The sequence below is a fragment of the Acetobacter cerevisiae genome, assembly GCF_001580535.1.
Taxonomy (GTDB): Bacteria; Pseudomonadota; Alphaproteobacteria; order Acetobacterales; family Acetobacteraceae; genus Acetobacter; species Acetobacter cerevisiae.
On the sequence record NZ_LHZA01000082.1, the window covers coordinates 1 to 7,971 of the forward strand.

General features: G+C 55.6%; 7 protein-coding genes. 3 read left to right on the plus strand and 4 right to left on the minus strand.

Features of this window, described 5'->3' with window-relative positions:
* The first annotated feature begins 262 nt into the window (after positions 1-262).
* From AD928_RS01135 to AD928_RS01145, 3 genes are all read left to right on the plus strand, one after another.
* Positions 263-2,611, plus strand: coding sequence for a TonB-dependent receptor (locus tag AD928_RS01135; protein WP_373320601.1), 2,349 nt, complete (start codon positions 263-265; stop codon positions 2,609-2,611).
* Positions 2,612-2,960: 349 nt separating this feature from the next.
* On the plus strand, positions 2,961-3,368 hold the full coding sequence (locus AD928_RS01140; RefSeq protein WP_062142696.1) for a helix-turn-helix domain-containing protein: 408 nt from the start codon (positions 2,961-2,963) through the stop codon (positions 3,366-3,368).
* A gap of 94 nt (positions 3,369-3,462) precedes the next feature.
* Positions 3,463-4,110 carry a YceI family protein gene (locus tag AD928_RS01145; protein WP_233419881.1) on the plus strand — a complete coding sequence of 216 codons (648 nt, stop codon included), beginning with the start codon at positions 3,463-3,465 and terminating at the stop codon, positions 4,108-4,110.
* Between the two features lie 7 nt (positions 4,111-4,117).
* Here AD928_RS01145 and AD928_RS01150 read toward each other — a convergent pair whose 3' ends face one another.
* The 4 genes from AD928_RS01150 to AD928_RS01165 form a co-directional block, all read right to left on the minus strand.
* Positions 4,118-5,263 carry a serine hydrolase domain-containing protein gene (locus AD928_RS01150; protein WP_373320600.1) on the minus strand — a complete coding sequence of 382 codons (1,146 nt, stop codon included), beginning with the start codon at positions 5,261-5,263 and terminating at the stop codon, positions 4,118-4,120.
* Between the two features lie 166 nt (positions 5,264-5,429).
* Entirely contained in the window at positions 5,430-6,122 is a 693-nt protein-coding gene (gene alkB, locus AD928_RS01155) for a DNA oxidative demethylase AlkB (protein WP_062247569.1), read from the minus strand.
* Positions 6,123-6,277: 155 nt separating this feature from the next.
* Complete coding sequence (locus tag AD928_RS01160) at positions 6,278-7,762, minus strand: sodium:solute symporter family protein (RefSeq protein ID WP_062247571.1); 1,485 nt, start codon at positions 7,760-7,762, stop codon at positions 6,278-6,280.
* Entirely contained in the window at positions 7,759-7,938 is a 180-nt protein-coding gene (locus AD928_RS01165; protein ID WP_062142706.1) for a DUF3311 domain-containing protein, read from the minus strand. The genes AD928_RS01160 and AD928_RS01165 overlap by 4 nt, the downstream gene beginning before the upstream one ends.
* Positions 7,939-7,971 lie beyond the last annotated feature (33 nt).

Below are 7,971 nucleotides of genomic sequence, written 5' to 3' on the forward strand. Positions count from 1 at the left end.
GATTCGAACCCGTGTTGCCGCCGTGAGAGGGCGATGTCCTAGGCCTCTAGACGAACGGGACGTAGAGGGCTGAGCGGATTACTACGAGAAAATCTGAGCGGGCACAAGCGGAGAAAAAGCAGGAGAGGGGAGTGTGGTTTGCAGGTAACAGGGGGCGGGTAAGGTTAAGCCTTTCCTTAGAATTGCGTTGATACGTTATATCATAACGTATAAGAGGCGGAAATTAGTTCATTCCCCAACCCTTAAAGGCCGATATCTTATGCTGGTGTCTCGTCTCTCTTTTCTGCTGGCATGCTCAACTGTCTGCACGACAGCCGGTTTTCTGTTCTGTATCGAAAAAGCCCAGGCTCAGGCTTTGCCTGCCGGTACCGCGCAGACTGCGCAAACACTTCAGCCCACAGTTGAGAAAAAATCCGCTCAGGAAAAAAAGACGGCACAGACCTCTGCGCGCAATGTGCAGCAGAACGATACGGTTAAAGGAAAGCCCACGGGGCAGGAAACCGTCTCTATTCAGCCGGCTCTGGCAAACACGCCGGAGCGCGTGACGGTCACCGCCCATCTGGACCGGGCCAGATCAGAACTCCAGCCCGATACAGGGGCCACGGTTTACCGTTTTGACCGTAAGGCGCTGGAAACTATTCCGGGCGGGGATAATACCCCGCTGAATCAGGTGCTTTTGCAGGCTCCCGGTGTGGCGCAGGATAGCTATGGTCAGATCCATGTGCGTGGTGACCATAACGAAGTGCAGTTCCGGCTGGATGGCGTACAGCTTCCTGAAGGTCTGAATGTGTTCGGTCAGGCTCTGATGACGCGCTTTGCGGATAGTATGTCCCTGACCACGGGTGCGCTGCCAAGTGAATTCGGATTTCTGCAGGCAGCCGTGGTGGATATCACCACCAAGAACGGCACGACCAATGCAGGCGGGAATGCCTCCATTTACGGTGGCGCGCGCGATTACTTTTTCCCGTCTCTTCAGTATGGCGGCCATCAGGGGAAGTGGGATTACTTCGCGACTGCAGATTTTGTGCATGATCGCGTAGGGATTGAAAACACGACCAAATCCTTTAACGCCGTGCATGATCTGAGCAATCAGTATCACTTCCTCGGGCATCTCCGGTACACAGCGGATGAAAATACCCGGATCAGCTTTATTGCCGGTGTGTCTAACGCGGAGTATCAGCTGCCAAATAACCCCGGTCAGCAGACGCAGTTTGCAGAACCCTCTTATACCGGGAGCAATCTGGCGCAAAAGCTTGATGGCAGTGTGGATAGTGCCAGTCTGAATGAACACCAGAAGCAGATTACGGATTTTGCTATTCTGGCTCTCCAGAAAGAGATTGGCGCGTTCAGCCTGCAAAGCTCCGTTTTCACCCGCTATAGCAGCCTGCGTTATTCACCGGATGAACTGGGTGATCTGGTCTATAACGGTATTGCCCAGCGGGCCGCACGGTCCATTTTCTCCACCGGCACACAGCATGACGTGACATGGCATGCTGCAAAAGATCATACCGTACGCTTTGGCTTCCAGGTTTTTGTGGAACGCACGGTCTCCAAAACTGATTCCACGGTCTTCGGGGCAAACGGTGTTGATGGGGATGGCAACCCGACCTTCGATTCAACGCCTGTCAAAGTCTATGACGGCAGCGGTAAGACCGGCACGGTTTACGGCCTGTATGCACAGGATGAATGGACGCCTCTGCGCAACCTGACCATTAACTACGGTCTGCGTTTTGATGGAGTAAGCGAATATACCAGCCAGAAGCAGGTCAGTCCGCGTCTGAACGTTGTGTGGAAACCCTGGAAAGGGGCCACGCTGCACGCAGGTTATTCCCGCTACTTCACTCCGCCGCCGTTTGAAGTAGTCAGTAGCTCTGCGCTTTATAAATTTGCAAACACAAGCTCTGCTACAGAGGTTATGCAGAACTCAACAGTTAAGGCGGAGCGTGACCATTACTTTGATGCCGGCATTCAGCAGCAGATCCTGCCAGGCTGGCGCGTGTCTTTTGATGCCTATTACAAGCTGGCCGATAACCTGATTGATGAAGGGCAATTTGGCGCGCCAATCGTGCTGAGTGGCTTTAACTACCGTAAAGGTCAGGTGAACGGCTACGAGGTCAGCACCTCCTATGATAAGGGGCCGTTGTCTCTTTACGGAAATTTCTCATGGTCTCGCGCGATCGGCAAAGATATCACCAGCGCGCAGTTCAACTTCGGGCAGGATGATCTGAATTACATCAGCCATCGTTGGATTCATCTGGATCACGACCAGCGCTGGACGGCCTCTGCCGGGGCGGCTTACAGCTTCTTCCACAAAAGCTGGCACCCGCTGCGTGTTTCCGCCACCATGGTTTATGGCAGTGGCCTTCGCGCTGATGGTGATGTGCCGAACGGGGCTGTTGTGCCGCAATATGCAACGTTTAACTTTGCCGCAGTGCAGACTTTCAAGAACCTGTTTGGGCATTCTTTCCTTGGCAACACGCAGCTTCGGCTTGACGTTACCAACCTGTTTGACCGCGCCTATCTGCTGCGTGATGGCAGCGGTATTGGTGTGGGAGCGCCGCAATATGGTCTGCGCCGGACTATTCTGACGGGTATTACCCAAAGCTTCTAAATATCAGGTGTCAGAAAATAACTTACTCTAATACGTAAAATATTTTCTGGCTTTATATGCTCTGTATAATGAATTTAGCCCCCAGTCCTTTTACGGATTGGGGTTTTTGTAATAAAATCCATAAAAAATTTCTGTTAACCATCCTGAACGGGTGATAGAGGACTATCTGTTCAGCATGGCAACATTTTTCTGCACAGGATTGTGCGAGCGTCTGCTGTACTATGCGGCATAGCAGCCTGTTAATTGTAAACACGCTTAGGGCAGAGTAAGAGCCACATTCGCATACGGAAACCGTATCGGATGTTTGGGAGAGCACAAAATGGTACAATCAAGACGGAACATACCCAGTATGTCTGACCAGTCTGAGGACCATGTAAACGATAGTGAAGAACGGGATATTGTCTCTCCCGGGGCTGATCTCGGGCAGAGAATGAAGATCCTGCGTAAGGCCGCCGGGCTGACGCAGCAGCAGGTTGCGGATGCGCTGGGCGTGTCACGGCCAGCCATTGCGTTCTGGGAGACGGGACGGGAAGGGAGTGCGAGAAAGCATATTCCCAAACTGGCCGCCCTGTTTGGTGTAGAGCCGGAAATTTTCCTCACGGGTTATGTGCAGGAAGATATCGCTCTGACAGTCACACCGGATGAATATGATATCCTGCGCCTGTACCGCATGCTTGACCCGTCTCGTAAGGTTTCTGCCCAGAAGTGGATAGAACGGCAGGTCAAAATGTGGCGCAAAAGCGAAGGCAGCCTCTGACGCAGACTTACGCACGCGGACATGTGAGGGAACTCGCAGCCAGCTAACCCGCTTACACACTCAATCGGAGGAATGATAAAACAGGGAGAGCGCAATGAAACGTGCCGCCTTTTTTCTGCTGGTTGGGATGGGAACTCTGCTGACGCTCAGCTTTGCTGAGCCGGTGCGGGCATCAGACGTGATGCCCGCTGTGGTGGAAGTTCCTGCTGTGGAAGGCGGTCTGTATCATGTGGATGGCCTGCGTACGCAGGTGGTTTTTTCAGTCTCCTGCCTGAGTGTCAGCTGGTATCATGGCTTGTTTTCTGGCGTGTCGGGTTCTCTCCAGCTTGATTCTGACCATCCTGAACAATCCCATGTCGCGTTGCGCTTACCTGTGCAATCCCTGACGACAACCTCCGGTTCCGTCACAGAAACGCTCTGGGATGAAGGCTGGCTGGATGTCCGCAAATATCCGGATGCCACGTTTGTTTCGACACAGATTGTGTCGGATGGTCTGTCACAGGCCAAAGTAGCCGGACGTCTGACACTGCATGGCGTGACACGGCCCGTAACACTGCATGTCCATTTTGTCGGGGCAGGCAAAAACCCGATCGATCACGATTATACCGTCGGGTTTGAAGCCCACGGAACCATTCAACGCAGCGCTTTTGGGATCAGAAACGCCATGGCCGCTGTGGGGGATGATGTGAAACTGACTCTGACGGGCGTTTTTGAAAAAAGTCCGTCAGGCACAATCCACTAAGCCAAAATCAGGATGTTTGCAGGGCAAGAGCGGCAGCGGTCGCCACATCTTTGCGCAAGGCGATCACATTGCCTTTCCCGTCCGGGTGGACACGGTTGGTCAGGATCAGGATAAATGTTTCCTTGTCCGGCACCAGCCAGAGAGAGGTGCCGGTAAAGCCGGTATGCCCGAAGGAATTCGCCGGGAAATATTCGCCGCGAGGCGAGGAATAATGCGTTGCGATATCCCATCCTAACCCGCGCAGATCAGATTTTCCGGCAGGTTGCTGCGGGGTAGACATTAGAACAAGGGTCTCTGGGCGAAGCGGGAAGGCTGAGGGTAGCCCGGCCCGACGAGCCAGCAGAGCATGTGCGTAGGTCAGCATATCATCCGCGCAGGAGAACAGGCCGGCATGCCCGGCAACGCCATCCATGCGGCGCGTGGTGGGGTCATGCACCACGCCACGGAGCAGCTGGTTTTGTTCATCATACTGGGTGGGAGCTATGGCGTCGTGCAGGGCGCTGTCCGGTAAAAAGAAGGTGCGGGAGAGGCCAAGAGGCTGAAGGATGTTTTGCGTTGCATAAACATCCAGAGAGAGGCCCGAAAGTTTTTCAACAATCAGCCCCAGCGTAATGAAATTGATATCGCTGTAAACAAACCGCTCACCCGGCGGATTGACGGGGCGAGCGTCCATCACACGTTGAACAGCAGCTTCCTTGCCGTGCCAGGGCGTGGACAGATCAAGGTCCGGGGCCAGACCGGAATAGTGGGTCAGCAGCAGTCGGACGGTAATGGCCTGTTTCCCATTGGCAGCGAAGGCCGGAAGATACGTGCTGACCGGTTCATCTAGTTTTACAAGGCCGCGTTCATACAGCTGCATAATAGCCGGGGCGGTGATCAGAACCTTGGTCAGAGATGCCATGTCGAACAGGGTGTTCCATGTCATCGGTTCTTTATGAGGAACCAGCGCCCGGTTCCCAAAAACACCTTTCCACAGCGTTTGTCCGGCCTGACCTATGGCCGCGACCGCACCGGGGGTTTTGCCCTCCTGAACAGCTTTCTGGAAAATCTGATCAAGGGCAGAAAAGCGGCTGTTGGGCGCTTTTTGTGCCCATGCGGCGTTCATGCCGAGCAGACCAAATCCGGCGGCCAATGTACCGGTTTTCAGAGCCATACGGCGGGAGAGGCGGAAGGAAGCAGGCATGAACAAGGGTCCGGAGCAAAGGAAACAGGTATCAGAGGCGAGAGTGTAAAAGAGAAGTGTCTTGTTGCGCTAGCGTGATGGCAGATGTTGTACGGAAAAGTGCTGAAAAGGTGCGCGCACGCCTAGACACCATCAGTCAAAGGGCAACCTGCTTCACGTACCGGAACGTCAGATTAAAGCGGGCAGGGCCGGTTAGTGGGTGCAAACCTTGTTCCAGTGGTTTGACCCCATGATAATGCAGCCGGGCTTTGCCACCCCACACCAGAACATCCCCATGTTCCAACAAGATGGGATGCGCGCGCGTGGTGCGTTGCAGGCCGCCCCATAAAAACAGGATGGACAAACCGAGTGAGACAGAGACGATCGGCTGGGTGATATCGCCTTCATCCTTGTCCTGATGCGCTGTCATACGGGTGCCGGCTTCATAGCGGTTAATCAGGCAGGCATTGGGCTGAAAGCCTTCAAAGCCCGCAGCGGCAGCACTGCGGCTGGCAAGCTGAAAGAGGAGGGGCGGCATGGCGGGCCAGGGGGCCTGTGTGGTCGGGTCTGTGCGCGTATAGCGGTAGCCTGCCTGATCGGTAATCCAGCCCCATGTGCCGCAGCTTGTCATGGCGACAGACATTTGCCGCCCTCCGGGTGTCAGCATCCTGCGGAGGGGGGCTGCGTGCAGAACCGGGGTGAGGGCGCGCAAGATGTCTTCTGCCTGATCCAGCGCAAAACCCCGTAGCAGAGTGGCACCCGGGCTGAGCGTGACGCGTTTTGGTCGGGTGTCTGTCAGCCCGAGATCCATCTGGCCAAAACCCATCTGCGGCGGCGTGCTGTCTGGCATGAGGAGACCCTTCTGGCAGAATGAGACCAAAGGGTGCCGAACCAGAGCTGCCGGAGCAATGGAAATTATTTCCGTAAAAAGACAAATGCCCCGCAGAGGCAAAAGTGTCTCTGCGGGGCACTGTAAAGCAGGAAGCCGTCAGCTGGTTTCGTTGATCAGGAAACGAGCGTGCGCTTCTGAGGCTCAACTCCCGACATATTCGGGACTTCGGCAGCCGGTTTAATCAGTGTGACCAGCCCGACCACCACCAGATTGACCATCAGAGACAACAGCCCCGTTGAGATCATGCCGGAGAGCGGACCAAGTGCGACCATATGGATGGGTTTCAGCCCGTCCATCCAGCACAGGCCCAGCCCGAAAATGCCGCCCACAGCCCAGCCCGCCAGCATGGCAACCGCAGAAAAGCGGACACGCAGCAGGCCAAGGATGAGTGCCGGGAAAGTCTGGAGAATAATCACGCCGCCCAGCAGCTGGAAATCAATGGCGAATTTGGCGTTCAGGAACAGCACGCACAACAGAGCGCCAACTTTAACGGCGAGCGCTGTGATGCGGCTGGTGCGAACCGGGTCTTTCTGCGGAGGCAGCAGGTTGTTAGTCACAAGGTTGGCCGCCCCAATGGCCATGACAGCTGCCGGAACCAGCGCACCTACCGCAATGGCGGCAAAGCAGAAGCCGCTGAACCATGCCGGAAAGATCTTCTGGAACAGCAGCGGCACAACCATGGTGGCATTGTCCGTCTTGATGCCTGCTGTGTGCGCCATCAGTCCCAGCATGGCAATCAGCCCCAGAACAACGGTGTAGATGGGCAGGAACACGGCATTCTGGCGAATGGTGTCCGCAGATTTTGCCGCCAGAATACCGGTGAGCGTATGCGGATACAGGAAGGCCGCCAGAGCGGAGGAAAGCGCCAGCGTGGCATAAGGCAGGCCCTGACCGGCATGCAGAACCGGCTGGCTGGTATCAGCCCCGGCAAACAGCGCGGCATAGCCCCCCATGTGCAGCGGAATGACCGTAACCGCCACCAGAACGGCGATGTAGATCATGATGTCCTTGATGAAGGCCGTCAGCGCAGGAGCATGCAGGCCGCCGAGCCATGTGTAGGCGGCGAGTGAGACAAAGGCGATGATCAGCGGGATATCGCCCGGCAGGCCCAGAGCCTGAATGACCGTACGGATGCCGATCAGTTGGAGAGCGATATAGGGCATAACCGCCACCAGTCCGGTGATGGCTACCACAATTTCCAGCGGACGGCTGTTAAAGCGGGCACGCACAAGGTCTGCTGCCGTGGCATGGCCCCCGGCATGTGCCAGCTTCCACAGGCGCGGCATGACCAGAAAAATGAACGGATAGACGATGATGGTATATGGCAGCGCAAAAAAACCATACCCACCCGCTGCATAGACCAGTGCTGGCACAGCGATGACGGTATAGGCGGTATAGAAATCGCCCCCGACCAGAAACCATGTGACCCACGCGCCAAACTGGCGGCCACCGAGGGACCATTCCTCATCAGACGAAACAGTCGCACTTTTCCCGCCGCCGAACAGCCCGCGGAGCCACTGGATGGAACTGCCGATGATGATGGTTGCCGCAAAAAAGAGGATAAAGACGCCCAGCGCCCAGGGGTTAATGCCGGTCATGCGTCATGCCCCTTTTTCCAGACAATCCAGATGAGAACGGAGGTTACCGGCACCCAGGCAAGCTGGTACCAGTAGAAAAAGGGGAAGCCAAACAGTACGGGCGTGTAGCGGTCGTACAGGGGCGTCCAGAGCAGCCCGAGGAAGGGCAGCAGGAGCAGCAGATACAGGATTTTCATTTTAAAACGGGTTCTTCCGCACTTTTCGTGATG